The organism is Amycolatopsis sp. NPDC004747, from assembly GCF_053601335.1.
The window spans coordinates 129498-154893 of record NZ_JBSGBQ010000017.1; the positions used below are offsets into that span (position 1 = coordinate 129498).

Here is a 25396-nt window from a genome sequence, read left to right on the forward strand (position 1 = left end):
GTGAAAAACATTCACCGTGACAGTTCAGTCCACCCTGTCACAGACCAGGAGGTGTGCTGTACCGCCGAAGGTTGTGGGCAATTCGGCCCACCGCCTCAGCCCTTCAGGCCGGACTCGGCCACCCCGCGCACCAGGTACCGCTGCAGGAACACGAACAGCAGCACGATCGGCAGGATCGACACCGCCGCCGCCAGGAACAGCAGGTTCAGCTGGGGGTTCTGGGCCGTCAGCAAGCCCGACAGCGCCACCTGGACCGTCCACGAATCCGGGGACTGGGCGATGATCAGCGGCCACAGGAACGCGTTCCAGCTGCCGATCACGGTGATCACCGCGATCGCCGCGAAGAACCCCTTGGAATTCGGCACCACGATCCGCCAGAACACACCCCAGCGCGTCAGGCCGTCCACCCGGCCCGCCTCTTCCAGCTCGCGCGGGAAGTCCAGGAAGTACTGGCGGAACAGGAACACGCTGAACGCGCTGAACAGCCCGGGGACCACCAGGCCGCGGAAGTCCGACAGCCAGCCCAGCGACGAAACCACGACGAAGCTGGGCACGAACGTCACCGACGTCGGGATCATCAGCGTCGCCAGCACCGCGTAGAACACGATCCCGGCGTGCCGGTACGGGATGCGCGCGAGACCGTAGCCGGCCAAGGAACAGATCGTCAGCAGACCGAGCGTCTGCAGGGCGGCCACGATCGCCGAGTTCAGCAGGCTGCGGGCGAACGGGACGTCCGAAAGCGAGAACAGCCGCGAGATGTTCTCCCAGTGCACTGTGGACGGGAAGAACGTCCACTGTGGAGACGTGAGGTCCGCGCGCGAGGCCAGGCCGTTGCGCAGCAGCAGGTAGAACGGCAGCAGGAACAGCACCGCCGCCACCACCAGGCAGGTCCACCGCAGGAACGCCCTCACGCCGGCCGCCCGAAGCGCAGCACCCGGCCCTGCAGCAGCGTCACCAGCGCGATGAGCAGCGCCAGGATCACCGCTCCCGCACTGCCGCGGCCGAGGTCCTGGCCGCCCGAGCCCAGTGACGTGTAGTACAGGTAGACCAGCGGCGGCCGCGCGAACGGCGGGTAGCCGCGCGCGTCGCCCATGATGTTGTAGAACTCGTCGAACGCCTGGTAGGCGTTGATCAGGTTCAGCAGCAGCACCGCCACCGCCGTCGCGCGCAGCTGCGGCAGGGTGATGTGGCGGAACACCTGCCAGCCCGGCTTGGCGCCGTCCAGCCACGCGGCTTCGTACAGCTGGACCGGGATCCGCTGCAGGGCCGCGATGAACAGGATCATGTAGAACCCCAGCTGCAGCCACAGCCGGGCCGTCACCAGGACCACCCAGTACAGCGGCGGGTGCACCGTCCCCGTCCAGGCCACCGGGTCGACGCCGAACACGCCGAGCACGGTGTTCGCCAGGCCGTACCGGACACCCGAGAACAGCGACGTCTTCCAGATCAGCGAAGCCACCACGTACGAGCACGCGAACGGCAGGAAGAACACCGACCGGAAGAACGCCCGCGCGAACCGCAGCCGGTTGACGCCGAGCGCGAGCGCCAGCGACAACACGAACGTCAGCGGCACGATGAACAGCGCGAACACGCTGAACGTCCCCAGGCTCGACAGGAACGGCTCGTCGGTGAGCATGTGCCCGTAGTTGTCCAGCCCGACGAACTCGGTGGGCGTCACCGTGTTGCGCGCGTCGAAGAACGACAGGTACGCGCTCCAGCCGATCGGCAGGTACGCGAAGATCGCCAGCCCGAGCAGGAACGGCCCGACGAACAGCCAGAACGCGCGCGCATCGCGCCGCTTCATCCGAAGAGGCGCTTCAGCTCGGCCTTCGCGACTTCGACCGCCGTCTTCACCTGCGCCGCCGGGTCCGCGCCCTCCTTGGCGATCTTCGCGGCCGCGTCGGACAGCGCCGTGTTCGACTGCTGTGTCCACACCGGACCGCCGACGAGGTGGCTGTTCTCCTTGACGAACCGGGCCGCGTCGGCGGCCGGGCCGGACTTGAGGTTGTCCGCGCGGTCGACCAGGCTCTGCCGGGCGGGCACGTGGAAGCCGAACTTCGTCGCGAACTCCAGCTGGTTCTGCGTCTGGTCGACCCACAGCCACTTCACGAACGCCTTGGCTTCGGTGACGTGCGCGCTCTTCGCGTTCACCATCGCGCCGTACGCGCCGACCGGGACCGACGGCGCGCCGCTGCCGTCCAGCTTCGGGAAGGGCAGCACGCCGAAGTCGTCGTCGAACGCCTGGCGGATCTTCGGCACGTTCCACAGCCCGGTCCACTGCATCGCCGTCAGCCCGTCGACGAACGCGCCCGGGTCCGACCAGTCCGCCGGCGCGCCGAGCAGGAGGGAACCGTTGGCGTTCAGCGTGTGCAGCTTCGACAGCGCGGTCGCCGCGCGCGGGTCGTCGAAGCCGACCTCGCGGTTGCCGTTCTTCAGGTAGTCGAGCCCCGCGGACCACAGCAGCGGGCCGGTGAGCACGCCGACGCCGCCGTCGTTGCCCGCGAAGAAGCCCTTGACGCCGTCCTTCGTCAGCTTCGCGGCCGCGTCGACGAGTTCGTCGACCGTCTGCGGTGGCTGCACGCCCGCGGCCTGCAGCAGGCTCTTGCGGTAGAACAACACCTGCGTGTCGGTGGCCTGCGGGATGCCGTAGACCCGGCCCTCGACGGTCTGCGCGGCCAGCACGGCCGGGCTGAAGTCGCTCTTCACCGAGCCGATGACGTCGTCGAGCGGGACGACCTGGCGCTCGCGCACCCAGTCGATCTTGACCTGCGCCTCGAAGACGTCCGGGACCTTGCTGTTCTGCAGTGCGGTGACGATCTTCGAGTCGTAGTCGCCCGGGTTCCACTGCACGGTCACGGCCGCGCCGGGGTAGCTCGCGGCGTACCGCTTCACGGCGTCTTGGACGCCTTCTTCGCCGTAGGCGTGGTACCACTGCTGGAGCGCGACCTTCGGGGCGTCCGACGGCGGCGGCCCCGCCGAGTAAGCCGTCGAGGGCGGCGGGTCACCCTGCCGCCCGGTGTTCGACCCGCACGCCGTCGCCAGCGCGCCCATCCCCGCGAGCGCGAGGAAACTCCGCCTGTTCCGCTGCATCCCCAGAACTCCTCCGACGTGCTCTGAAGGTCACCATAGGGCGGCAAGGGTCCCCTATGGTGACCGCCAGAGGCGTGAGACTCGCCGGAGATTTACCCGTTAGAGCTGCGCGATGTCGAGCTTTCCCTCGGAGTAGGACGCGCGGATCGCCTTCTTGTCGAACTTGCCGACGCTGGTCTTCGGCACTTCGTCGACGAACGTCCAGTTCTCCGGCAGCTGCCACTTCGCGACCTTGTCGCTCAGGTAGTCCCGCAGCTCCTCGGGGGTGACGCTCTGGCCCTTCTTCAGCACGACCGCGACCAGCGGCCGCTCGTCCCACTTCTCGTCCGGGATGCCGACGACCGCGGCCTCGGCCACCGCCGGGTGGCCCATCACCTGGTTCTCCAGGTCGACCGAGGAGATCCACTCGCCGCCGGACTTGATGACGTCCTTGGCGCGGTCGGTGAGCGTCAGGTAGCCGTCGGGGCTGATCTTGCCGACGTCACCGGTGCGCAGCCAGCCGTCGTGGAACTTGTCCGGGTCGACATCGCTTCCGCCGTAGTAGGACGCCGCGATCCACGGGCCCTGGACCTCCAGCTCGCCGACGGCCTCGTTGTCCCAGGGCAGCGGCACGCCGGCGTCGCCGATCAGCCGCGCGCGCACGGACGCCGGGAAGCGGCCCTGCGTGTAGCGGTACTTCCAGATCTCGTCCCCGGTCGCGGACGCCGGCGGCCGGGCGACGCTGCCCAGCGGCGACGTCTCGGTCATGCCCCAGGCGTGCAGGATCGAGACGTGGTGCTTCTCCTGGAACGTGTGCATCATCGACGGCGGCACCGCCGACCCGCCGACCACGACCTCCCGCAGGTGCGAGATGTCCTGCGGGTTCGTTTCGAGGTGGGCGAGCAGGCCCTGCCAGACGGTCGGCACCGCGCCGGCGAACGTCGGCTTCACCGCGGCCAGCATCGCGGAGAGCGGCGCCGGCTGGAGGAAGCGGTCCGGCATCAGCAGCGACGCGCCGACCATCAGCGCCGCGTACGGCATGCCCCACGCCATCGCGTGGAACATCGGCACGATGGCCAGTGCCGTGTCGCCCTGCGCGAGGTTCATGCTGTCGCTCATGCAGACCTGCATCGAGTGCAGCCAGATCGACCGGTGCGAGTAGGCGACACCCTTGGGGTCACCGGTCGTGCCCGAGGTGTAGCACATCGCGGCGGCCGAGCGCTCGTCCACGTCCGGCCAGTCGAAGGTGTCGGGCTGGGCCGCCAGCAGCTCGGCGTAGGAGTGGACCTCGACGCCGTCGGGTGCTTCGAGGGCCGCGGCGTCGCCGTTGGCCACGATGACGTGCCGGACCGTCTTGAACTGCGGCAGCTGCTTGGCCAGCAGCGGGACGAGCGTGCCGTCGACGATGACGACCTGGTCCTCGGCGTGGTTGGCGACGAACACGAGCTGCTCGGGGAACAGCCGGATGTTCAGCGTGTGCAGCACGGCGCCCATGGCCGGAACGGCCAGGTAGGCGGCCATGTGCTCGGCGTTGTTCCACATGAACGTGCCGACGCGCTGGTCTCCGGTCACGCCGAGGCCCCGGAGGGCGTTCGCGAGCCGGGCGGCGTGCCTGCCGAGGTCGCCGTAGCTCTCCCGGCGGGCTTCTGAACCGGTCCAGGTGATGACTTCGCTCGCCGAGTGCACCGACGTGCCGTGGCGGAGCAGGTTCGCCAGGGACAGCTGGCCGTCCTGCATGGTGCTCAACATGGTCGCTCCCGGGGGTCGTTCGCCGGTGAACTGGGGTTGCGCCGACTCTAGTGCGGATCGGGTGAAGCGAGCATGGTCGACTACGGCTCCGTTCGGTCACGGTCGTCGCGCGATCGGGCGACCACCGGACGATGATCAAGATCATCAATTTTTCGACTTTTCCTTATGTGCAAGGAAATGTGCACGAGAACAGTGGGTAACGGAGGCTCCACTTCCGGGTGAGATGGGCCACGCGGGACACTTCTTGGGAGCGTTTCCGCAGGCCGGAGCGGGTTGCCCGGTATCACCTCCGGGGGTAATAAGTGCGTGTCGGTTGCACGGCCACGAAGCGGGTGGCGTTTACTGGGCCCGTGGCAAGAGACGGCTGAGCAGCGCTTGCAGGAGCAAGCACTCACAAAAGCTGTCGGCCGCGAAAGCGGAGACCTGAGAGGAAAGGACACTACGTTGGCTCTGCCTACGTTGACTCCGGAGCAGCGCGCCGAGGCCCTGGCCAAGGCCGCCGAGGCTCGCAAGGCGCGTTCGGAGCTGCTCGCGTCGATCAAGTCCGGCAAGGAGAGCATCGAGAAGGTGCTCAAGCAGGCCAAGGAGAACAAGACCATCGGGAAGACGAAGGTCACCCAGCTGCTGAAGGCCGTCCCCGGCCTCGGCGCGGTGAAGGTCGCCGCCCTGCTCGAGCAGGCCGGCATCGACCCGGACCGGCGTGCGGCCGGCCTGGGCGAGCGCCAGCGCGAGGCGCTCATCGACGCGCTCAAGTAGCTCGTCACCTGGAGCCGACCGCGAGGGGAGTGTCGCTGGCGACACTTCCCTCGCGGATCTCCCGCCGCCTGGGACGCTGGAGACGTGAGTTCTTTGGAACCGGCGACCCCGGCACTCGACCTCGCCGCCCGCTACCAGCGAGGCGACTTCCTCTTCACGACGGCCGAGCGCGCACTCCTCGCGCAGGGCTCGATCCGCACGGTCACCGAGACGGACCCGCGGCGGCTCGCCTCGGCGATCCCCGGCGTCCTCGCCGAGACGGGTGCCCCGCTGGCCGTCGGCGTCCTGCCGTTCGACACCGGGCCCGACACGAAGGTGCCGGGCCACCTCGTCGTGCCCCGGACCGTCCACCGCTCCTCGGGCACGCCGTCCCTGCCGCGCGAGGTCCTCCCCGCGCCCGTGCGCGTGCGTGCGGTGCCGTCGCCGGAGCAGCACATGGTGTCCGTCCGGGCGGCGGTGCTCGCCTTGGCCGAGCGTGACCTGCGGAAAGCGGTCCTGGCCCGCGCCCTCGACCTCGAATTCGACGTGCCGGTGCCCGCCGAGAGCATCGTGCGCAACCTGGCCGTCGGGAACGCCCGGCACTTCACGTACGCGGCCGAGCTGCCGGGCGGCCGTTCGCTCGTCGGTGCCACGCCTGAGCTGCTGCTGCGCCGCACCGGCCGGACGGTGTTCTCCTCACCGCACGCCGGCTCGATGCCGCGTTCGGCCGACCCGGTCGCCGACCGCGCGAACGGCGAGGCGCTGCGGACGTCCCGCAAGGACCAGCTCGAGCACGCGGTGGTGATCGACTACCTGGTGGAGGCCCTGCGGCCGTTCTGCCGCACCCTGGACGTCCCGGCCGGCCCGGAGCTGGTCACGACGCCGGCGATCTGGCACCTGCGCACGCCGATCACGGGCGAGCTGGCGGACCCGGACATCACCGCCCTGGACCTGGCGGCGGCGCTGCACCCGACCCCGGCCATCTGCGGCACCCCGACCGAGGGGGCCCGCGACCTGGTGCAGGAGCTGGAGCCGTTCGACCGCGACTACTACGCGGGCGCGGTGGGCTGGGTGGACGCGGCGGGCGACGGCGAGTGGGCGGTGGCGATCCGCTGCGCGGAGATCGCGACGACGTCGATGCGGCTGTACGCGGGCGGCGGCATCGTGGCGGCTTCGGACCCGCAGGCCGAGCTGGACGAGACGACCGCGAAGTTCCGCACCCTGCTGACGGCCATGGGACTGGAGGACGTCGCTTAGGGGACCCAGTGCTCCTCGGTGACCGACAGGTCCTCGGTGGTCAGCACCGCGATGGCCGCCCGGTAGCCGTCCGCGGCCTTCAGGTCCGCCAACCGGGTCGTCGCCGGGTCCAGTGCCGGGTCGCCCGAGGACACCAAGCTCGCCGGCTCGTCGTAGCGGGAGAACGTGATGCTCTGCAGCGGGATGCGCAGGCCCTTGCCGGTGGCCTTCATCACCGCCTCCTTGCGGGTCCAGTAGACGAAGAACGCCGCGGCCTTCGCCGCCGGGTCCAGGTCCGCCAGGTGCCCGGCCTCCGCCGGGCTCAGCGCGTACTCGATCAGGCTTTCGTCCGCCCGGCGGGTGGCCGTCTCGACGTCGAGGCCCACCGGGACCGACGGGGTCGCCGCGATGCCGATCAGGTCGCCCGAGTGCGAGATCGACAGCGTCAGGTCCGCGCCCGGGATGCGCGGGCGCCCGTGCGGCTTGCCGCAGTCTTCGCAGGTCGCGTCGAACTTCACCGACTCGAGCGCCAGGCCGAGCCGCTCCGCCGCGACCGTCTTCGCCAGGACGCGGCCGGTGAGGAACCGCCGCTTGTCCGCCTCCTGCCGGTACGCCTCGAACCGCCCTTGCTCGACGTCGTCGAGCAGGCGCATGAAGCGATCTTCGACGGGCAACGGCGCCGACCAGCGGACCTCGATCTCCATCACACCCCCGATCCTTCCGGGCCCGGGAGCGGTTGTCACGCGAACGCCGAGGTTGCCTCCCGGCCGGGCGCCACCACGCCCAGGCGGACCGGCCGCCGCCCGAATCCCTCGATCGGGTGCGCAAGAATTCCCGGAATCCCATGCGGCAATCGCTGTATCGGGTGAATTGACCGAAGTGATCGCCATTCATGGCGCCCCGGAAAAGCGGGTTAATGCGAAAGCCGTGAATCGGTTGTGGTTTTATTGCCGGGCATCCGGATCGAAGAACAGGCGGGATGACGATCGTGGCCAGGCGGGAAGACGACACGGCGAAGGCCGGTCGCACCCTGCTGCGCGCGCTGGTCGTCATCGGCGGCGCGGCCGCGGCCTGTGCGCTCGGGTGGCTGACGGCCACCGCGTCGGCCGGCACCCTCACCGACGGCCCGCTCGACGCCCCCGCCGTCGTCACCGGCTCGGTGCCCGTGGTGCACCACGCCGCGGCCGGAGCTGTCGCGGACACGGCCCGGCTGGCCGGCGCGCTGGAACAGCACGTGGGCCACGCGGTGGACTCGGTCCCCGCGACCGTGGCCGCGGTCCGGCGCATCGCGGCGACCGCAACCGGTCTGACGAAGCGCGACGCGCCGGCCCGCAGCTCCGCGGCCACACCGAGCGCCGGTGCCGCAGAGCCGGACGACTCGCGCACCTCCGTCGGCAGCGCCCCGCGGGAGCGATCGGCCGGCCTCCTCCCGGTGGCGACCACGGATCGGGGCGTCGGCAAGACAGCGCTGGCGGGCCGGACGCCGGCGGACCACCGGGCCGGTGACGGCGTGGCCGATCCCGGCCGGGCACCGTGGCTGCCGCTGTGCGCGATTTCGGCCGACGCCGGTGCCGCACCCGGGCACGACCGCGGTTCCGCCGATGCCGCGCCGCCGCATTCCGCGGAACCCGCGCGGCCGGCGCACCGCCGGAATGGCGCGCCGCACCGCGCCGTCACCGAGGCAGGAATCCAGCCCGGCGTCACGCCGGACTGAGCGACGTCCGCCTCCGCTTTTCCGTTTTCCGAACTTTTTCTCACAGGGAGTATTTGTCATGCGCATTCACACGAAGCGGACCCTGCAGGTGGCGCTGGTCAGCGGCGGCCTGCTGATGGTGGGCACCGGCAGCGCCTCCGCGCTCGACGGCGTCACGACCCCGGTCGAGGGCGCGACCGGCGACCTCCAGGTGGCGCGGCCGCTGGAGCAGGCCGTGACCGGCGTGGACGCGGCCCGGACCCTCGGCGCGGTGCTGCACACGGTGCCGGCTGACCTGTTCCGGCAGCAGCCGGCGCCGAGCGCCGAAGTCGCGGGCGAACTGCCGGAACAGGACCTCAACGCGCCGCTGGGACGTGAGCTGGGCGCCACCGAACTGCCCGTTCTCCCGGTCGACGGCGGGCTGCCGGTGCACGGCTCCGTCTCCACCGAGCCCCTCGACCCCGAGGAAGGCACCCGGGTCACCGGCCTGCACACCACCGACATCCCGGCCGAGGCGGCGCCCGAGCCGCGTGCGGGCACCCCCGCGGCGGGGCTGCCACTGGTGGGCGGGCTGCTGCCGAGCACCGGCGGGCTCCTCCCGACGCAGGCACCGGCGTTGACCGGGCTGTCCGATCTGTCCCAGCTGACCTCGCTCACCGGGCTCACCCAGCTCGCCGGCAGCACACCGCTGAACCAGGGCGGCCGCTACAACACCGGCGCGGCCACCGCACCGGTGACCCGGCTCCTGCACAAGTAACCAGCGCGCACAGGGCCGGAAGCGCACGCTTCCGGCCCTGTGGCGTACCCGGGTACCGGCCCGGGGATGGACCAGGGTGTCTCCCTGGGGCGAAGGGCACCCGCCGGGGGCCACTGTGGGTGTCGAGCGGCGAACCCCGCCGCCACACACAGAGGAGTTGCCGATCATGGACATGAAACTCGAGGTCGTGGTCCTGCCCGTCGCCGACGTCGACCGGACCAAGCACTTCTACAAGACCCTCGGCTGGCGCGAAGACGCCGACATCGTCTTCGGCAGCGCCCGGGTCGTCCAGCTGACCCCGCCGGGGTCGGCCGCGTCGGTCCACTTCGGCACCGGGATCACCGATGCCGCCCCCGGTTCGGTCCGCGGCACCTACCTCGTCGTCGAGGACATCGAGGCCGCGCGTGCCGAGCTGGCCGGGCACGGCGTCGACGTCAGCGAGGTGTTCCACCGCGACGCCACCGGCGCCTTCGCCCCGGGCGTGCACCCCGACCACGGCACCTACGGGTCGTTCGCGTCGTTCAGCGACCCCGACGGCAACACCTGGCTGCTCCAGGAGATCACCACCCGGTTCCCCGGCCGCGTCTCCGGCGTGACCTACGGCTCCACCGCGGAGCTGGAGCAGGCGCTGCGGCGGGCCGCGGCCGCGCACGGCGAGCACGAGAAGGAAACCGGGCAGTACGACGAAGAGTGGCCCGTCTGGTACGCCGGCTACATGGCCGAGCACCAGGACGCCTGAACCCTTCGCCGCAGCCACCTCCGGGAGCCGAAAATGTCCACGATCCACCTGCGCCAGGTGACCACCGCTTCGCCCGAACAGTTCCTCGCCGGCCTGACCGACTTCGGTCCGGACCGCGCGAAGCTCTTCGGCCGCAGCGCCGACGAGTACCTGCGCGTGCACGAGCAGGGCTCGGACCACGCCGACGTCACCGAAGGGTCGGGCGGCATCTGGGAACGCCTGCGCTACGACTGGTCCGACCCGGCCCGGGTCGTCATGAAGACCACCGACTCCAACACGTGGGGCGGCGCCTCCGGGCACACCTACACGTTCACGCGGCTGGCGGACGGGACGACCCAGGTCGACGCCGTGGTCGTCCGGGAGGGCAAGAACCTCAAGGGTCGGCTGCTCGGGGGCCTGCTCGGGCTGCTGGGCAAGCGGGTACTCGGCGGGTCGCTGGCGAAGACGGCCAAGGCCATCGAAGCGCGGAGTGCGGGCACCCACGACGACGCGTGACGCGCCCGCCGGCTGCGCTAGGGTTCGGTGACCCGGCACGGTCGTCGCCGGGCGGTCGTGGGAGGTTCGCATGCCGGGGCGTGCACCGGCGCTGATCGGGCGGCACCGCGAATGCGCCGCGCTCGATCGCCTCCTGGCCGACGCGAGGTCGGAGCGGGGCCAGGTGCTGGTCCTGCGCGGCGAGGCCGGGATCGGCAAGTCCGCGCTGCTGGAGTACGTGGACGCGCAGGCGCGGGGATTCCGCGTCGCGCGCGCCGCCGGCGTCGAATCCGAGCAGGTGATGGCCTACGCCGGGCTGCACCAGCTGTGCGCGCCGTTCCTCGACCGGCTCGACCGCCTCCCCGAACCCCAGCGCGACGCGCTCGGCACGGCCTTCGGCCTGAACGCCGGTGCCCGGCCGACCCGGTTCCTGGTCGGGCTCGCGGTGCTGACGCTGCTCGCCGACGTGGCCGAGGAACAGCCGCTGCTCTGCCTGGTCGACGACGTGCAGTGGCTGGACCGGATGTCCGAGGTGGTGCTCGCCTTCGTCGCCCGGCGCCTCCTCGCCGAGCGGATCGTGGTCGTCTTCGCGCTGCGGGAGACCGGCCGCGAACTCGACCTCGCCGGGTTGCCGGAGCTCCCGATCGGCGGCCTGGGGGAGGCCGAGTCGGACGCGCTGCTGGACTCGGTGGTCAAGGGACCGGTGGACGGCCGGGTCCGCGACCGGATCATCGCCGAAGCCCGCGGCAACCCCCTCGCCCTGCTGGAACTGCCCCGCGCGTGGACGGCGGCCGAGCAGGCAGGCGGCTTCGGCCAGCCCGGCGCGGTGCCGCTCGCCGGACGCATCGAACACTGTTTCGTCCAGCAGCTGGCCCCGCTGCCCGCCGACACCCGGCGGCTCCTGCTCATCGCCGCCGCCGAGCCGCTCGGCGACGCCACGCTGCTCTGGGCCGCGGCCGGCCGGCTCGGGCTCGGCGCCGACCCCGCGGCGGCGGCCGAGGCCACCGGGCTGATCGAGTTCGGCCGCCGGATCCGGTTCCGCCACCCGCTGGTGCGGTCGGCGGTGTACCGGTCGGCGCCGGCCAGGGACCGGCAGGACGTGCACCGGGCCCTGGCGGACGTGACCGACCCCGGCCGGGACCCCGACCGCCGTGCCTGGCACCGCGCGCAGGCGACCGTCTCCCCGGACGAGGACGTCGCGGCCGATCTCGAACGCTCGGCGGGACGCGCCCGGGCTCGCGGTGGCCTGGTCGCGGCGGCCGCGTTCCTCGAACAGGCGGCGCTCTTGACGCCCGAGCCCGCCCGGCGCGCGGACCGCGAGCTCGCGGCGGCCGCCGTCAAGCGCGATGCCGGCGCGCTCGACGAGGCCCTCGGGCTCCTTGACTCGGCCGAGGCCGGGCCGCCGGACGCCGGGCGCGCCGCCGAAGCCGGGCGCCTGCGCGGGCAGATCGCGTTCGACCAGCGGCGCGGCGGCGACGCGGCCCGGCTCCTGCTGCGCGCGGCCGAGCAGCTCGTCCCGCTGGATGCGAACCGGGCACGGGACACGTTCCTGGAAGCGCTGGCGGCGGCGCTGTGGGCCGGTGCGGACCGCGCCGGTCTCGCGGCGGCGGCTTCGTCGGCCCGTGCCGCGCCCCCGGCGCCCGGGCCGCCGCGCGCCGTCGACCTCGTCCTGGACGCACTGGCCACCCGCTTCACCGACGGCCACCGGGCCGCGGCACCGCTGCTGACCAGGGCGCTGGCGGCGGTCCGGGCCCTGGACGTCGAGGCCGAGGGCGCCGAGCGGGTGCGCTGGCTGCTGGGCAACCGGGCCGGCGGCATGATCGCCACCGAAGCGGCGGACTTCACGGCGGCGCGGGAATTCGCCGCGCGCCAGGTCCAGCTCGCCCGCGACGCCGGTGCGCTCGTCCAGCTGCAGTTCGCGTTGAACTTCCTCGGCGTCAACGAGCTGCTCGCGGGTGAACTCACCGCGGCGGCGTCGTCGGCCGACGAAGACCGCGTGATCGCCGAGGTGACCGGCAACGCGCCGGTCGGCTACGCCGCGATGCTGCTCGAGGCGTTCCGCGGCCGGGAGGCGCGGGCGGCCGAGCTGTTCGAGGACACCGCGCACCAGGCGTCGGCGCGCGGCCAGCTCCGGCTGGTGACCTTCGCCGACTACGGGCGGGCGGTGCTGTACAACGGCCTCGGCCGCCACGACGCCGCGCTGACCGCCGCCCATCGGGTGTTCGACCAGGACGTGGTGGGGGTCCAGGGCCTCGTCACCACCGAGCTGGCCGAGGCGGCGTCACGGACCGGGGACGAGGCACAGCTGCGGGCCGCGGCCGCCCGTTCGGCGGAGCACGCGGCGGCAGGCACGGTGGAAGCGCGGGGACTGGACGCCCGCGTACGCGCGCTGTGCAGCACCGGAACCGGCGCCGACGCCTGCTACCGCGAGTCGATCGCGTGCCTCGAGGGGACGGCGCTCCGCGTGGACCTCGCTCGCAGCCACCTGCTGTACGGCGAATGGCTGCGCCGGGAAGGCCGCCGCGTGGACGCTCGCGCGCAGTTGCACACGGCCCACGAGCAGCTGTCCGCCATGGGGCTGACGGCGTTCGCCGACCGGGCCCGCCGGGAGCTGCAGGCCACCGGCGAGACGGCCCGGAAGCGCACGGCAGAGCCGACCGGCGAGCTCACCGCGCAGGAGTTCCAGATCGCCCGCCTGGCCGCCGACGGCTATTCGAACCCCGAGATCGGGACGCGGCTGTTCCTCAGCCCGCGGACGGTCGAATGGCACCTGCGGAAGATCTTCACCAAGCTCGGGATCAGCTCACGCCGCCAGCTGCGCGACGCCGCCCTCGCGGGCGCGTAACCGGGCGAGTAACCGGCGCGGCCGGCCGGCTGCGGTGGCTTTGGGGCGCGTTGCGGCGTGCGGGCGGAGCCGCGGTCGGTGCGACCCCGCCGTCGCGGGAACGTCCGCCGCGGCTGCCAGCCCCCCGGGCTGCGACCCTGCCGCGGTCGCCGCAACCCGCTGCGGCTGCCGCAACCCGGCCGCCGCAACCCGCCACGGCTGCCAGCCCCCCGGCTGCGACCCTGCCGCGGTCGCCGCGACCCGCCGCGGCTGCCGCAACCCGGCCCCGCAAACTCGCCGCGGCTGCCGGCCCCCGGCCGCGACCCCGCCGCGGCTGCCGACCCTGCCGCGTCCGCCGCGGGCTGTCAGCCCCCGGCCGCACCTCCCGGCGGTCGCCGCAACCCCGCCGCGGTCGCCGCCACCCCCGCTGTCGTCGCCGGACCCCCGCCGCCGTCCCCGGGCCCCGCTGCGGCTGCGGGAACCCCCGCCCGGCTGCCCGTCCCCTCCTCGCCGTCCTTGCATCAGCGTGGCCCGTGCCGCACTATGGGGGTAAGCAAGCGCTTAGCCAGTGTCGGAGGAGCAGCTCACCCATGGACTTTTCACTCAGCACCGAAGAACGGGAAGTGCGCGACTGGGTCCGCACGTTCGTCCAGCGGGAGCTGGTCCCGCTCGAGCAGGAGGTCCTCCGGCGCGAGCGCGCCCACCAGCCCGGCCTGACCGGCGAGGAGCTCAAGGACCTCCAGCTCAAGGCGAAGGAGTCCGGCTTCTGGGGTGTGCTGACCCCGGAGGAGTACGGCGGCATGGGCTTGTCCGCCGTGATGGCCGCGCTGCTGGAGGCCGAGCTCGGGCGGACCTTCGTCCCGTTCCGGTTCGGCGGGGCCGCCGACAACATCCTGTTCCACGCCAACGAAGAGCAGAAGCAGACCTACCTGCTGCCGACCATCTCGGGCGAGCGCAAGTCCTGCTTCGCGATCACCGAACCCGGCGCCGGGTCGGACGCCAAGGCCATCCGGACCACCGCCCGCAAGGACGGCAGCGACTGGATCATCAACGGCGAGAAGACCTTCATCACCGGTGGCAACGAGGCCGACTTCACCATGGTCTTCGCGATCACCGACCCGGAGAAGGGCGCGAACGGCGGCGTCACCTGCTTCCTCGTCGACCGCGAGGCCGGCTGGAAGTCCGAGTACATCGACACCATGGGCGAGTGGGGCCCGGCGTCGCTGATCTTCCAGGACGTCCGCGTCCCGGAGACGCAGATCCTCGGCGAGGAGGGCCGCGGCTTCGAGCTCGCCATGCAGTGGATCGGCCAGGGCCGCTACCTGCTGCCCGCCCGCGCGATCGGCTCGTGCGAGCGGCTGATCTCGATGGCCATCGAGCACGCCAACACCCGCGAGACGTTCGGGCGGAAGATCGCCGAACGGCAGGCCATCCAGTGGATGATCGCCGACTCCGGCGTCGAGCTCGAGGCGCTGCGGTGGCTGGTGCTGCACGCCGCCTGGCAGGTCGACCAGGGCCTGGATTCGCGGCACGCGCAGTCGATGGCGAAGCTGTACGGCGGCCAGAAGGCCAACGAGATCGTCGACCGGGTCCTGCAGATCCACGGCGGCATGGGTTACACGCGGGAGCTGCCGGTCGAGCGGTGGTACCGCGAGCTGCGGCTGCTGCGCATCTACGAGGGCACCGACGAGATCCAGCGCCGGACGATCGCGCGCAACCTGCTCAAGGGGCACGTCAAGGTGGGCGGCACGCTCGGCTGAGAACGCGAGAAGCCGTCAAGACCGCCACGAAGGCGGTCTTGACGGCTGTCCAACCTGATTACTTCTTGTTGCGAATGGCGATCGGGACGCCCGCGAGGTCCTCTTCGTTGCACAGGAGCTTCACGTCGTAGTACGGCGAACCCTGGCGGTCGTCGTAGTCGAGGTGGATGGCCAGCACGTCGAGCGGCTCGCCGAGCCACTCCTGTGCCTGACGCAGCCACTTGGCGCAGCGCTCCAGAGCCGCGGGGAGATCGTCGTCACGGAACTCGACGGGGCGATAGGGGACATCCTGCACCTGATCGCGGGGGTGTGCCGGCGCCGGGAGGCCCGGCGCGAGACCCGAGTCGTCCAGTTCCAGTTGGATCGTTTCCTCAGTCACCCTTCGAGCGTCCCCCACCCGCGCCGTCTGAGCAAGGCGTACACAGGTAAAAGCGCCGCTAAACGGACACTCCCCACTCTTTCGCGACGATTTCCCGGCACCGGCGCAGGTCGGTGACACCGGGCGCGGACGTGCAGCCCAGCGCCCTCGACGCCAGTTCCGCGTAGTGCTCCGCCAGCTCGTCCAGCGCCAGCGGACCACGTGGGGAATACCACCTCGCGACGCCGCTGCACATCTCGAGCAGGGCGAGCCGGGTCACCGCCGGGTGCTCCACACGGAACACCCCGGCCGCCACCCCTTCGTCGATCGTGGCCGCCCACAGCCGTTCGTAGGCGTCCCGCAGGGCCACCACCGGCTCGCGCGCGGCCGGGGACAGGACGTCGACTTCGTTGTCCACCACCCGGGTTTCCGCCGGCCCGACGGCGTGGGCGAGGACGTGCAGCGCGACCAGCGTGCGCAAGCGGTGCACCGGGTCGCCACCGCCCGCGGTCGCCTCGCGGGCCGCGTCGAGCAGCCGGTTCAGCGCGGTGTGCATGATCTCGGCGAGCAGATCTTCCTTGGTGCCCATGTAGTGGTACAGGCTCGCCGAGGAGAGTTCCGCCTCCTGCGCCAGATCCCGGATACCGGTGCCGTGGAAGCCCTTGGTGGCGAACAGCTTCACCGCGGCCGCGCGCACCCGCTCCCGGCTGCTCACAGCCACGCTTCCGCCTTCGCGTCCCAGGACCCGGCGCGCGGGTCCGCGACCTTCCGCAGCTCACCCTTGGCCACCCGCTCCGACGGTGTCATCGGCAGCGCGTCGGCGAAGGCCCAGAACCGCGGAACCTTGAAGTAGGCCAGTTTCCCGGCGCAGAAGGCGGCCAGCTCGGCCGGGTCGGGCCGGTCGCCGTCGCAGACGACGTACGCCTTGATCTCCTCGCCGCGCAGCTCGTCGGGCACCGCGACGACGGCCGCCAGCCGGACGGCCGGGTGCAGCGACAGCGCGCGTTCGACCTCGTCGGCGGAGACGTTCTCGCCGCTGCGGCGGATCATGTCCTTCGTCCGGCCGATGTAGTAGACGCGGCCGGCGGCGTCCATCCGGGCCAGGTCGCCGGTGTGGAACCAGCCGTTTTCGAACGCTTTCGCCGTCGCGTCCGGATCGTCGAGGTAGCCGTGCATCAGCCCGATCCCGCGGATCAGCAGCTGCCCGGTCTCCCCGCGGGGCACCGGCTTGCCGTCGTCGCCGGCGATCAGCACTTCGCGGTCGCGGGACGGCCGCCCGATGCAGCCGGTGCCGACGGTCTCGTCGTGGTCGGCCTCGGTCATCCGGATGTCGCCGCCGGTTTCGGTCATCCCGAACGCCTCGTACCACGGCACGCCCCAGCGCGCCTCCAGCTCGGCGTGCAGGTCGTGCGGGATCGCGGACGCGCAGATCGCGCGGACGCGGTGGTCGCGGTCGGCTCCGGACGGTTCCTGGCGCAGCAGCAGCGTCGGCATCAGGCCGAGGCAGTAGAACCAGGTGACGCCGTGCTCGCGCACCTTCGCCCAGAACGTGCTGGGGTGGAACCGGTCCAGCACGACCAGGGTGGCGCCGCCGGCGAGTCCCAACGCGACATTCCACTGTGGATCGATGTAGTGGAACGGCTGTGCGGTGAGGATGACGTCGTCCTCGCCGACGGCCGGGAAGTCGGTGGCCAGGCCGACCGCGAGGGTCGTCCAGTAGCGGTTCGGCAGCACGCAGCCCTTGGGTGCGCCGGTGGTGCCGGAGGTGTACTGGATGTTCACCGGCAGTTCGGGCACCGGGGTGAACTCCGGCGGTTCGGCCTCGGTGGTGAGCGCGTCCGGGGTGATGACCTCGGTCAGCCCGATCCGGCCGAGGAGGCCGGTGAACTCGGCTGCGGCGACGGCCAGTTTCGCGCCGGAGTGCCGCAGGATGTGGGCGCCGTCGAACTCCTGGTAGTTCGTGTTGACCGGCACGAGCTGTGCGCCGATCTTCGCCACCGCCAGCCAGATCAGCGGGAACTCCGGCTGGTTGCGCAGCATCACCGCGACCCGGTCGCCCGGGCCGATCCCGCGTTCGGCCAGTGCCGCGGCGATGCGTGAGCTTTCGCGGTCGACCTCGGCGAAGGTGAACGTCCGGCCCAGGTGGTCGAACACCCAGGCCGTGCGGTCCGGCCACAGCGCGGCGGCCCGGGTGACGAGCTGGGCGAGGGTGCCGATCTCGGCGAGGGGTGTCACGCCCGGCTCCGGAAGGCTTCGGTGGACGCGGCGACCGCGGCCGAGTGCTCGGTGATCAGGGCGTGGCTGACCTCGAGTTCCAGGGCGGGCTCGAGGTCGGTGCTCGCGTCGAGGACGCGCTTCGCCATCGCCGCGGCGGCCGGCGGGTGCTCGGCGATCCGCTTGGCCCAGCTCATGGCCTCGGCCTGCAGCTGCTCGGCCGGGACGGCGGCGTTGACCATGCCCAGTTCCGCGGCCTTCCGGCCGTCGAAGCGCTCGCCGAGCAGCAGGAGCTCCTTCGCCTTGAGCGGGCCGACCAGCAGCGGGAGCAGCCGCGACGCCGCACCGGTGACGCTCAGCCCCAGCGACACCTCGGGGAACGCGAAGACGGCGTCCTCGGCGGCCAGGATCAGGTCGCAGCCGAGTGCGAACTCCGCGCCCGCGCCGATCGCGTAGCCGTGGACCGCCGCGATCACCGGCTGGCGCAGCCCGCGCAGCCGCCGCGTGACGTCCTGGAGCCGGTCCAGCCGCGGCCGCGAGTCACCCTCGGGGATGGGTTCCTTGAGGTCGTGGCCGGCGCAGAAGGCCCGGCCGTTGCCGGCCAGCACGACCACGCGGGCGTCGCTGCGGGCGGCCGCGTCGAGAGCGGCGAGGAAGTCGTCGACCAGCACGGCGGCGACCGCGTTCAGCCGCTCGGGCCGGTTCAGCCGGATCTGCGCGATGCCGTCCTCGACGGCGAAGTCCACGGTGGGCATGAGGGCGATGCTAGACGTTCGATCGATCGATCGATAGCCTCTGGATTCATGCGGGTCGACACGGTCTACGAGAACGCCACGGTGTGGACGGGCAACGGCGTCACCAGTGTCCTTGCCGTCCTGCACGGTCGCGTGGTGGCGCTGGGCGACGACGCTCTGGAGCTGTCCGCGCGCTCGCGGGTCGACCTCGCCGGCGGGTTCGTCGTGCCCGGCTTCCACGACGCGCACAACCACATGGCGTGGTTCGGCATGGGCCTCGACGACGTCCCGCTCAGCGGCTGCCGCAGCGTCGAGGAGGTCTACGACGCCGTCGCCGCGCGCGCCGCGACGCTCCCACCCGGGAGCTGGGTGATCGGCAGCGGGTACGACCAGAACAAGCTCGTCGGCGGGCACCCCGACCGGCACGGCCTCGACCGCGCGGCGCCGGGCATGCTCGTGCGGCTGAAGCACACGTCCGGGCACATGACCGTGGTCAACACGGCCGTGCTCGACCAGCTCGACCTGGCGAACGTGCCGGTCGGCGGCGACGTCGTGCCGGACGCCGACGGCTCGCCGACCGGGCTGCTGCGCGAGCAGGCCCAGCTGCTGCTGCGGCCGCTCACCTACCCGACCCCCGTCGAGCGGGTGGTCCGCGGGCTCGAGCGGGCGTCCGAGCGGTACCTGAGCGAGGGCATCACCAGCGTCCAGGAGGCCGGGATCGGCGGCGGCCTGGTCGGGGAGACACCCGCCGAGCTGGCCGCCTACCAGAAGGCGCGCGAGCGCGGCGTGCTGCGCGTGCGCAGCACGGTGATGGTCGCCGCGAGCGTGCTGCACGACCTGCCCGACGACGCCGGCTTCGGCCTCGACCTCGGCCTGCGCACCGGCCTCGGCGACGAGTGGCTGCGCGTCGGCCCGATGAAGTTGTTCGCCGACGGCTCCCTGGTCGGGCGCACCTGCGCGATGCACGAGCCCTTCGACGGCGAGCCGGACAACGTCGGCTACTTCCAGGTGCCCGAGGACGAGCTCGCCCGCACGATCCGCCGCGCGCACGAAGCAGGCTGGCAGATCGCGACGCACGCGATCGGCGATCGCGCGATCACCGTCGTCCTCGACGCCTACGAAGCCGCGTTGGCCGCTTCGCCGCGCACGGACCACCGGCACCGCATCGAGCACTGCGCGGTGCTCCAGCCCGCGGAGCTGACCCGTCTCGCGTCGCTCGGGATCATCCCGTCGCCGCAGGGCCGGTTCGTCAACGAGCTCGGCGACGGCATGCGCGCCGCGCTCGGTGAGTCACGCGTGCCCTGGTGCTACCGGCTGCGAAGCGTCCTCGACGCGGGTTGCGTGCTGCCCGCCTCCTCGGACCGGCCCGTCGTGAACGGCGCGCCACTGCTCGCGCTGGCCGACATGGTGCGCCGGCGCACGGCGTCCGGCGCGCCCTTCGCACCCGAAGAGGCGCTGACGCCGGAGCAGGCGTTGCGCGCGTACACGTACGGCTCGGCGTACGCGACCTTCGCCGAGCGTGACCTGGGCACGCTCGAACCCGGCAAGCTCGCCGATTTCGCCGTGTTGTCCGGTTCGCCCCTGGACGAGTCCGCTTTGGACGCGCTCAGCGTGCAAGGCACCGCCGTCGGCGGCGAACTGCGTTATCAAGCGTGATGGCTCACTTCCTTCCCGCGAACTCGAGTGCTTCTTCGGCCAGGGCGGACCACGGTTGCGGCGACCCGGCGTCCAGGGCCAGCCACTCCTTCATCGGGGTGCCCTTGTTGGCGTCGAAACGCACCCCGTGCCCGCCTTCGACCAGCTCGTCGACTCTCGCCCGGGGCAGCTTCAGGACCAGCTGCCCGCGGACGAACATGGCGAAGATCCGGCCGTCTGCGCGCAGTGCGGTGCGCCCGAACCCGCCGGTCGTGCCGGGTGGCGTGATGCCCGGACGTCCGGTGAACTCGTCGACCAGGTCCTCGAACTTCTCCTCTGGTGACATCGACCACCTCCGACCCCGACCGTAACGACCACCACCGACAAAAACCGGGAGGCGAGATGCCCGTCCGCGACGCCGTCTTCGAAGACATCGAGGAAATCTGCGCGCTCATCGAGGAGCACGCCGTCTACGAGGACAACCACGACCTGAAGCTGGACCGCGCCGAGATGAGCGGGCACCTGTTCGGGCCGGACCCGAAGGCGTGGGTGCTCATCGCGACGCCACCGGGTGAGCCCGGCACGGTGGCCGGCTTCGCCTTCTGCAGCTGGAACTTCTCCACCTGGGAGGCGCGGCCGGGGATCTGGCTGGACGACCTGTTCGTGAGGCCCGCGCACCGGCGCTTCGGCCTCGGCAGCGAGCTGCTGGACGAGCTGCGCAACCGCACCAGCGGCCGCGTCGAGTGGGACATGCAGGCGGGGAACGAGAAAGGCGAGGCGTTCTACGCGCAGCTGGGCGCGGAGCCGGTGCCGGGCTGGATCCGCTACCGCTGGCGGCCGTGAACTTTCACGAGAAAGTACCCGGCCCCGTATCGTATGCGGTATGGGAGATGGTTCGGTCCGGAGGTCCTCGTCGGTCGAGGACTACGTCCGGGTGATCTACGGCCTGGTCGAACGGGGTGAGGCGGTCACCAACGCGTCGCTCGCCGGCCGGCTCGAGGTCAGCCCGTCCTCGGCGTCGGGGATGGTCACGAAGCTGTCCCAGCTGGGCCTGGTCACCCACATGCCGTACCGCGGCATCGAGCTGACCGCCGACGGCAGGCTGCTGGCGCGCTCGGTGCTCCGGCGGCACCGGCTGATCGAGACGTACCTGGTCTCGGAGCTCGGCTACACGTGGGACGAGGTCCACGCGGAGGCGGACGCGCTGGAGCACGCGGTGTCGGACAGGCTGATCGAGCGCATCGCGGCCAAGCTGGGCAACCCGGTCCGCGACCCCCACGGCGACCCGATCCCGGCCCCGGACGGCAGCGTGGAGGAGCTGCCGGTCCGCATCCTCGACGACCTCCCGCCGGGCGCGGTCGGCGAGATCGTCCGGGTCTGGGACACCGACCCGGAGCTGCTGCGGTACCTGACGGAACACGCGATCAACCTGGGCGAACGCATCGAGGTCGTGGAGCGCCAGCCGTTCGGCGGCCCGATGGTCGTCAAGGTGGGCTCGCCGCCGGACGCGGCCACGCACGCGATCGGCAAGGAGATCGCGCAGGCGTTGTCGGTGACCCTGCGCTGAGAGGCGTACGCGCGGGTGACGTCGTGAAGCGGATGTGGTGACCACCCCCTCCGCAAGACCATGGCCCCATGACACCCTTCCGCTTCGGCGTCGTCGCCGGTTACGCGCCCGATCTCACCTCCTGGACCGCTCAAGCCGAACGGGTCGAGAAGCTCGGCTTCGACACCCTGCTCGCCACCGATCCCGTCGGCGATGCCGATCCCTTCGTGCTGCTCGGGGCGGCCGCCGCGGTCACCATCGACCTCACCGTCGGGACCTTCGTGCTCGCCGATCCCTTCCGCGCTCCGGAAGCGCTCGACTGGCAGGCGCAGACCCTGCACCGCCAGACCCGCGGGCGGTTCGAGCTCGGGCTCGGCGTCGGGCGGCCCGGAGCGGACGAGCACGCGAAGCGCCTCGGGCGGGAGTTCCCCTCACCGGGTGAGCGCATCACACGGATGGCCGCCACCATCGCGCACCTGAAGCGAACAGCCGACCGGCCGCGGCTGGTGCTCGCCGGCGGTGGGCCGAAAATGCTCGCGCTCGCCGCGCAAGAAGCCGACACCCTGACGTTCACCTGGGCGCCGAAAACCACCGAAGCCGCGGCGCAGTCCATTGTGGATCGATTCCGAAAGCTGGCCGGGCCACGGCTGCCCGAGATCGAGCTCGGCCTGAACCTGATGGCCGTCGGAACCGCGCCGTCGCCAGGGATCGCGAGGTGGGCCGGGGTCGACGTGCCCGAGCTCGCCGCGGGCGGGGCCGTCACCGTGCTGCCCGAGGATCCCGCGCAGGCCGCGGAAACCCTTCTCCGGTGGCGGGAACGGTGGGGGATTTCCTACGTCACGATCAACTCCGGCTACGCGGAACCGTTCGCGGCGATCGCCGACGAGACGCGCAAGGCAGGTGGGTGAGGGCCCTTCCGATCTTGCGAAACGGCGCCTACGCTCCAATGTTCTGTAATCGGGAGTGCTTCGGAGCGTTGTGATGACCGGTCAGCGAACACGCACCATCGACCGGGGGGAACAGGCGGAGCTGAGCCGGCTGCTGGCAGCCGGACCGTTCGACGTGGCCCTGCGGGCGGCGATCCGGGCCCGCGGCCTCGGCCTCGAGCGGATCCGCTATCGCTTGCGCGGCAGGGGAACCACGGTCAGCCTGGCCACCCTCAGCCACTGGCAATCAGGACGGTGCCGGCCCGAGCGGCCGGAATCGTTGGAGGCCCTGCGGAATCTCGAGGACATCCTGAACGTGCCCGACGGCTCGCTCAGCAAGCTCCTCGGCCCGCCGCGGGCCAGAGCGCGGTTCCACGCGCTCAATTGAGCGGCCGTTAGGCTCGCGGCCATGCGAGCTGTCGTCATGGAGGAGTTCTGCGTCCCGCCCGTCGTGCGGGACGTGCCCGAGCCGGTGGCCGCGCCGGGCGGCGCGGTGATCGAGGTCGACGCCACCGGCGTCTGCCGCAGCGACTGGCACACCTGGCAGGGCCACGACGCCGCGGTCACGCTGCCGCACGTCGCCGGGCACGAGCTCGCCGGCCGGATCGTCGCGCTCGGCGAGGGCGTCCGCGGCTGGGAGCTCGGCGCGCGGGTCACCGTGCCCTTCGTCTGCGCCTGTGGCACGTGCGCCCAGTGCGCCCGCGGCGACCAGCAGGTCTGCGACCGCGAGTTCCAGCCCGGCGCCACGCACTGGGGGTCGTTCGCCGAGCGCGTCGCCATCGAGCACGCCGAGACGAACCTGGTCGCGCTGCCGGACTCGCTCGGCGCCGCCGAGGCCGCCGCGCTGGGCTGCCGGTTCGGCACGGCGTTCCGCGCGGTGCTGCGGCAGGGGCGCGTCAGCGCGGGTCAGTGGGTTTCGGTGTACGGCTGCGGCGGCGTCGGGATCTCCGCGGTGCTGCTGGCCGTCGCCGCGGGCGCCAAGGTCGTCGCGGTCGACGTCTCGCCGGCTGCGCTGCAGCTCGCCGCCAAGTCGGGCGCCGCCGTCACCGTCGACTCCTCGGCGTTCGAGGGCCCGGAAGCCGTCGCCGCGCACGTCCGCGAGCTGACCGGCGGCGGCACGCACGTCTCGCTCGACTGCCTCGGCTCGCCCTCGACCTGCGCGGCGTCGGTCGGCAGCCTCCGCAAGCGCGGACGGCACGTCCAGGCCGGGCTGATGCCGCCCGCGCAGGGCGTCGCGCCGATCCCGATGCACCGCGTCATCGGCGGCGAGCTGGAGCTGGTCGGCATCCACGGGCTCCAGGCCCACGAGTACCCGGAGCTGCTGCGCGTGGTCGACACGGCGGGCATAGACCTCGCCGCGCTGATCGGACGGCGCATCGGCCTGGACGACGTCCCCGCCGCGCTGGCCGCGATGAACGATCCCGTTCCGGTGCGGGCGGGCGTCACCGTTGTGACGTTCCGTGACTGATCGGCGGCGCCGCGGTCAAGAGACCCGTTCGTAGCTGATCCGCGCTGGCCAGTGACATTCAGGTGTGGGAACGTCTGGTCCATGGTGGCCCAGAGCGAAGGGACGCGACCGCGGGACCGTCCCGTTGGTCCGATGGGGCGGATCCTGCGGCTGTTCGCCACCGCGGGCGTCACGTTCCGCGGTCACCGCGTGGTGCCCTCGACGATCACCGGACGTGCCCGCCGGGAGTCTCCGGCACAATCGAGGTGATGGACGCCCTCCTGCCGCGCCCGCGCGCCGAGCTCGCGCCCGGAGCCGTGCACCTGCCCGACTGGCTCGCCTTCGAGGAGCAGCGCGAGCTGGTCGCGGCCTGCCGCGGCTGGTCCGGCTACCGCCACACCCGGCTGCCCAACGGCGGCGTGATGTCGGTGAAGTCGGTCTGCCTCGGCTGGCACTGGTACCCGTACGGCTACTCGCGCACCACCGGTGAGGGCACGCCGGTGCTGCCGTTCCCGGACTGGCTCGGCGACCTCGGCCGGCGCGCGCTGGCGGCCGCGTACGGCGAGGCCCGGCCTTACGAGCCGGACATCGCGCTGGTCAACTTCTACGACGCCACCGCGAAGATGGGGCTGCACCAGGACAAGGACGAGCGCAGCCTCGAGCCGGTCGTGTCGTTCAGCCTCGGTGACGCCTGCGTGTTCCGCTTCGGCAACACCGAAACCCGCGGCCGGCCGTACACCGACGTCGAACTCCACAGCGGCGACGTGTTCGTGTTCGGCGGCCCCTCCCGGCTCGCCTACCACGGTGTGCCGAAGACGCTGCCGGGCACCGCGGACCCCGCGCTGGGGCTGGACGGCAGGCTGAACATCACGCTGCGGGTGTCCGGCTTCTAGTCCTCTGTGGACTCCTCCTCGGGCACCACGACGAACCGGACGGCCACCGCTCGCGAGCCTTCGGGGTGCCGGCCCGGCTCGGTGACGTACTTCCACACCAGGTTCTGGTACTCCTCGACGAACGACGTGACCTGCTCCTTCGTCAGGTGCAGGCCGGAGCGGTAGATCTGGTTCCAGCCGTCCGAGGTCTCGTACCCGGCGTAGGCCCGCGTGACCAGGCCCAGGTCGTGGCTCAGCTTGAGCGCGCCGAGCTTGAGCATCGCCTCCCGCTCGTCCGGCGCCAGGTCGAGGCCGGGCGGGGTGTAGATGTCCTTCGCCCGCGACTTCCACCAGCGCTCGCGGCCGTCGCCGCGGTCCTCGAGTTCCTCGATCAGCTCCAGGTCGGCGAGCTTGCGGAGGTGGTAGCTGGTCGTCCCGGTGCTCTCGCCGAGGGCCTTCGCGACGCTCGTCGAGTTCGCTTCGCCGTGTTTGCCCAGGTAGCTGAGGATGTCCCGGCGGACCGGGTTGGCGAGTGCCTTGTAAAAGGCCTTGAGGTCCGCGCCGGTCAGGACGCGCTTCTCGGGACGTTGGACCATGCCGTCAGGATACTACAGAGATTGTTTGCAAA

Annotated in this window: 26 protein-coding genes; 15 read left to right on the top strand and 11 right to left on the bottom strand. The window is 71.9% G+C overall.

What is annotated here, in order from left to right; translation table 11 throughout:
* Nucleotides 1-95: 95 nt before the first annotated feature.
* The 4 genes from ACWEGE_RS26920 to ACWEGE_RS26935 form a co-directional block, all read right to left on the bottom strand.
* Nucleotides 96-878, bottom strand: coding sequence for a carbohydrate ABC transporter permease (locus tag ACWEGE_RS26920; protein WP_449663308.1), 783 nt, complete (start codon nt 876-878; stop codon nt 96-98).
* Between the two features lie 29 nt (nt 879-907).
* A complete protein-coding gene (locus ACWEGE_RS26925; protein WP_449663216.1) occupies nt 908-1804 on the bottom strand; it encodes a carbohydrate ABC transporter permease in 897 nt (298 codons plus the stop codon).
* A complete protein-coding gene (locus ACWEGE_RS26930; RefSeq protein WP_449663217.1) occupies nt 1801-3090 on the bottom strand; it encodes an ABC transporter substrate-binding protein in 1290 nt (429 codons plus the stop codon). Before ACWEGE_RS26930 ends, ACWEGE_RS26925 begins: the two co-directional genes overlap by 4 nt.
* A gap of 99 nt (nt 3091-3189) precedes the next feature.
* On the bottom strand, nt 3190-4818 hold the full coding sequence (locus ACWEGE_RS26935) for a long-chain fatty acid--CoA ligase (RefSeq protein ID WP_449663218.1): 1629 nt from the start codon (nt 4816-4818) through the stop codon (nt 3190-3192).
* A 444-nt stretch (nt 4819-5262) separates the two neighbouring features.
* On the opposite strand from ACWEGE_RS26935, the gene mihF reads away from it, so the two are divergent.
* Entirely contained in the window at nt 5263-5574 is a 312-nt protein-coding gene (gene mihF, locus ACWEGE_RS26940; protein ID WP_051767699.1) for an integration host factor, actinobacterial type, read from the top strand.
* Between the two features lie 84 nt (nt 5575-5658).
* Nucleotides 5659-6810 (top strand): isochorismate synthase, encoded by a 1152-nt coding sequence (locus ACWEGE_RS26945; RefSeq protein WP_449663219.1) that lies wholly within the window; start codon nt 5659-5661, stop codon nt 6808-6810.
* Here the strand turns inward: ACWEGE_RS26945 and ACWEGE_RS26950 are convergent.
* Nucleotides 6807-7493 carry a 4'-phosphopantetheinyl transferase family protein gene (locus ACWEGE_RS26950; RefSeq protein ID WP_449663220.1) on the bottom strand — a complete coding sequence of 229 codons (687 nt, stop codon included), beginning with the start codon at nt 7491-7493 and terminating at the stop codon, nt 6807-6809. The two genes, ACWEGE_RS26945 and ACWEGE_RS26950, sit on opposite strands and share 4 nt — an antisense overlap.
* 275 nt (nt 7494-7768) lie before the next feature.
* On the opposite strand from ACWEGE_RS26950, the gene ACWEGE_RS26955 reads away from it, so the two are divergent.
* The 6 genes from ACWEGE_RS26955 to ACWEGE_RS26980 all read left to right on the top strand — a co-directional run bounded on the left by ACWEGE_RS26955 (nt 7769) and on the right by ACWEGE_RS26980 (nt 15036).
* Nucleotides 7769-8503 (top strand): hypothetical protein, encoded by a 735-nt coding sequence (locus ACWEGE_RS26955; RefSeq protein ID WP_449663221.1) that lies wholly within the window; start codon nt 7769-7771, stop codon nt 8501-8503.
* 58 nt (nt 8504-8561) lie between these two features.
* Nucleotides 8562-9239: a hypothetical protein gene (locus tag ACWEGE_RS26960; protein WP_449663222.1), complete on the top strand. Its 678-nt coding sequence runs from the start codon at nt 8562-8564 to the stop codon at nt 9237-9239.
* A 166-nt stretch (nt 9240-9405) separates the two neighbouring features.
* Nucleotides 9406-9978 (top strand): VOC family protein, encoded by a 573-nt coding sequence (locus tag ACWEGE_RS26965; RefSeq protein WP_449663223.1) that lies wholly within the window; start codon nt 9406-9408, stop codon nt 9976-9978.
* 33 nt (nt 9979-10011) lie between these two features.
* The gene (locus tag ACWEGE_RS26970) at nt 10012-10473 is read left to right on the top strand and encodes a hypothetical protein (RefSeq protein WP_449663224.1); all 462 of its coding nucleotides are present in this window, start codon (nt 10012-10014) and stop codon (nt 10471-10473) included.
* A 70-nt stretch (nt 10474-10543) separates the two neighbouring features.
* A complete protein-coding gene (locus ACWEGE_RS26975; protein WP_449663225.1) occupies nt 10544-13297 on the top strand; it encodes a helix-turn-helix transcriptional regulator in 2754 nt (917 codons plus the stop codon).
* Nucleotides 13298-13866: 569 nt separating this feature from the next.
* Nucleotides 13867-15036 (top strand): acyl-CoA dehydrogenase family protein, encoded by a 1170-nt coding sequence (locus ACWEGE_RS26980; protein WP_449663226.1) that lies wholly within the window; start codon nt 13867-13869, stop codon nt 15034-15036.
* A gap of 58 nt (nt 15037-15094) precedes the next feature.
* Here ACWEGE_RS26980 and ACWEGE_RS26985 read toward each other — a convergent pair whose 3' ends face one another.
* The 4 genes from ACWEGE_RS26985 to ACWEGE_RS27000 are packed head-to-tail and all read right to left on the bottom strand — an operon-like array spanning nt 15095 to nt 18363.
* Nucleotides 15095-15415, bottom strand: a complete 321-nt coding sequence (locus ACWEGE_RS26985; RefSeq protein ID WP_004561305.1) for a hypothetical protein — start codon at nt 15413-15415, stop codon at nt 15095-15097.
* Nucleotides 15416-15473: 58 nt separating this feature from the next.
* Complete coding sequence (locus tag ACWEGE_RS26990; protein WP_449663309.1) at nt 15474-16109, bottom strand: TetR/AcrR family transcriptional regulator; 636 nt, start codon at nt 16107-16109, stop codon at nt 15474-15476.
* Entirely contained in the window at nt 16106-17629 is a 1524-nt protein-coding gene (locus ACWEGE_RS26995; protein ID WP_449663227.1) for an ATP-dependent acyl-CoA ligase, read from the bottom strand. The genes ACWEGE_RS26990 and ACWEGE_RS26995 overlap by 4 nt, the downstream gene beginning before the upstream one ends.
* Entirely contained in the window at nt 17626-18363 is a 738-nt protein-coding gene (locus tag ACWEGE_RS27000) for an enoyl-CoA hydratase/isomerase family protein (RefSeq protein ID WP_449663228.1), read from the bottom strand. Before ACWEGE_RS27000 ends, ACWEGE_RS26995 begins: the two co-directional genes overlap by 4 nt.
* 48 nt (nt 18364-18411) lie before the next feature.
* Between ACWEGE_RS27000 and ACWEGE_RS27005 the strand changes: the two genes are divergently transcribed.
* Nucleotides 18412-19998 (top strand): amidohydrolase, encoded by a 1587-nt coding sequence (locus tag ACWEGE_RS27005; RefSeq protein WP_449663229.1) that lies wholly within the window; start codon nt 18412-18414, stop codon nt 19996-19998.
* Between the two features lie 4 nt (nt 19999-20002).
* On the opposite strand, the gene ACWEGE_RS27010 is transcribed toward ACWEGE_RS27005, so the two are convergent.
* Nucleotides 20003-20323, bottom strand: coding sequence for a hypothetical protein (locus ACWEGE_RS27010; protein ID WP_449663230.1), 321 nt, complete (start codon nt 20321-20323; stop codon nt 20003-20005).
* A 56-nt stretch (nt 20324-20379) separates the two neighbouring features.
* On the opposite strand from ACWEGE_RS27010, the gene ACWEGE_RS27015 reads away from it, so the two are divergent.
* The 6 genes from ACWEGE_RS27015 (at nt 20380) to ACWEGE_RS27040 (ending at nt 24789) form a co-directional block, all read left to right on the top strand.
* Nucleotides 20380-20820 carry an N-acetyltransferase family protein gene (locus tag ACWEGE_RS27015; RefSeq protein ID WP_449663231.1) on the top strand — a complete coding sequence of 147 codons (441 nt, stop codon included), beginning with the start codon at nt 20380-20382 and terminating at the stop codon, nt 20818-20820.
* Between the two features lie 40 nt (nt 20821-20860).
* Nucleotides 20861-21544 (top strand): metal-dependent transcriptional regulator, encoded by a 684-nt coding sequence (locus ACWEGE_RS27020; RefSeq protein ID WP_449663232.1) that lies wholly within the window; start codon nt 20861-20863, stop codon nt 21542-21544.
* A gap of 68 nt (nt 21545-21612) precedes the next feature.
* Nucleotides 21613-22431: an LLM class flavin-dependent oxidoreductase gene (locus ACWEGE_RS27025; protein WP_449663233.1), complete on the top strand. Its 819-nt coding sequence runs from the start codon at nt 21613-21615 to the stop codon at nt 22429-22431.
* A 73-nt stretch (nt 22432-22504) separates the two neighbouring features.
* The gene (locus ACWEGE_RS27030) at nt 22505-22837 is read left to right on the top strand and encodes a transcriptional regulator (RefSeq protein WP_191306899.1); all 333 of its coding nucleotides are present in this window, start codon (nt 22505-22507) and stop codon (nt 22835-22837) included.
* 21 nt (nt 22838-22858) lie between these two features.
* On the top strand, nt 22859-23917 hold the full coding sequence (locus ACWEGE_RS27035; RefSeq protein WP_449663234.1) for a zinc-binding dehydrogenase: 1059 nt from the start codon (nt 22859-22861) through the stop codon (nt 23915-23917).
* Between the two features lie 248 nt (nt 23918-24165).
* Entirely contained in the window at nt 24166-24789 is a 624-nt protein-coding gene (locus tag ACWEGE_RS27040) for an alpha-ketoglutarate-dependent dioxygenase AlkB family protein (protein ID WP_449663235.1), read from the top strand.
* Here ACWEGE_RS27040 and ACWEGE_RS27045 read toward each other — a convergent pair.
* Entirely contained in the window at nt 24786-25364 is a 579-nt protein-coding gene (locus tag ACWEGE_RS27045) for an ArsR/SmtB family transcription factor (RefSeq protein WP_449663236.1), read from the bottom strand. The genes ACWEGE_RS27040 and ACWEGE_RS27045 overlap by 4 nt on opposite strands.
* Nucleotides 25365-25396 lie beyond the last annotated feature (32 nt).